We start from the raw sequence: 1,584 nt of genomic DNA on the forward strand, positions 1-1,584 counted from the left end.
TTTTTTTTGAAAATTAACCCAGCATTTTAAAATTAAACAAAGTTTCTTTCAAAAAATATGTAACAAAAATCAGTGTGTCAAATTTGCAGCAAACTTATTTATAGTCAATATTTTATGTTATTTAATTAAAAACTTTTTTTCAAATAAATTTATACTAATTATTTGAATAATATAAATTATTTTAACTTAAATAAAATTTATGTAAACTTTTTTTTAAAACATTATAATGTTAAATAGGTATTTTTGGGTATTTTTATACCCTATGAGGGTTGCCATTGTTTTAAATACTTCTTGGAACATATATAATTTTAGAAAGGGTTTGGTTAAAGCCTTAATGCAAAAAGGATTTGAAGTTTTTGCTATAGCACCGGAGGACCAATTCAGTCATAAATTAGTTGAGCTAGGCTGTCAATACGAAAAAGTCACTATGGATAGTAGAGGAGCTAATCCTGTAAAAGACTTTGGATTGACACTTGAATTATTTCAAATTTATAAAAGAATAAAGCCTGATATTATCCTTCACTTTACGATTAAACCCAACATTTACGGAACACTGGCTGCTAGAGTCCTTAACATTCCTGTCATAAATAATGTATGTGGTCTGGGAACCGTATTTTTAAATGAAAATTTGGTTTCTAAGATTGCCTTTACGATGTATAAGTTTACTTTTCGCTTTCCTAAAAAGGTTTTTTTTCAAAACTCCCAAGATCAGCAACTTTTCATTGACAGAAGTCTAGTAAACAGTGTACAAACTGAGGTGATTCCAGGATCGGGAATTCGTCTCGACCAGTTCACTCCAAATGTTGGGAAAGAAAATGTGACCGATAATATATTTACCTTTCTTTTAATTTCCCGCTTATTGATCGATAAAGGAATAATCGAATATGTAAAGGCTGTGGAGGAATTGAGAAATATGGGAATTCAGGCTAAATTTCAAATTTTAGGGGCTATAGATACAGAACACAAAAGAGGAATATCACAGGAAAAAGTAAAAAGCTGGGTGGATAATAATATCATCGAGTATTTAGGTACTACAGAAGATGTTCGTCCCTATATTCAGAATGCAGACTGTGTGGTGCTTCCTTCTTACAGGGAAGGAACCCCTAGAACACTGTTGGAGGCAGCAAGTAGCGCCAAACCTATTGTGGCTACCGATGTGGCAGGCTGTAATAATGTGGTGGAGGATAATTTTAATGGACTATTATGTAAAGTGCAAGACCACACCGATCTTGCAAAAAAGATGGAAATGATGTTTTCTTTACCACAAGAAGCAAGGATAAAGATGGGGAAAAATGGTAGGAAAAAAATGGAAAAGGAGTTTAGTGAGGATATAGTGATTGGTAGTTATCTAAAGTGTATTCAGGAGATAAAATTTGTTATGAACTAACGGATTTTAAAAGATCGAGTTTGAACTTTTAAGATTTATATTGATTTTTTGAACTTCCTACTTTTGGATTTTTTCCATTGATTTCATTTTCATTTCATGGTTTTTCTGATTATTTATTGACAATTAGCTTGAAATCCTTTAGGTAGGGTAATTATCCTTTTCTTCTTAAATATCCAGTGAATTATATTCCCTTAAGG

Annotated in this window: 1 protein-coding gene; it reads left to right on the plus strand. The window is 31.4% G+C overall.

Annotated elements, in window-relative coordinates; all coding sequences use genetic code 11:
* Nucleotides 1-226: 226 nt before the first annotated feature.
* Nucleotides 227-1,387, plus strand: a complete 1,161-nt coding sequence (locus tag E1171_RS01595; protein WP_246164111.1) for a glycosyltransferase family 4 protein — start codon at nucleotides 227-229, stop codon at nucleotides 1,385-1,387.
* The last annotated feature ends 197 nt before the right edge of the window (nucleotides 1,388-1,584 follow it).

The sequence above is a fragment of the Xanthovirga aplysinae genome, assembly GCF_009711365.1.
In the GTDB taxonomy this organism is placed as follows: domain Bacteria; phylum Bacteroidota; class Bacteroidia; order Cytophagales; family Cyclobacteriaceae; genus Xanthovirga; species Xanthovirga aplysinae.

Bases quoted from the DNA above. Each gene is read 5' to 3' on its own strand.
- E1171_RS01595 (WP_246164111.1), top strand. From the start codon at position 227: ATGTTAAATAGGTATTTTTGGGTATTTTTATACCCTATGAGGGTTGCC.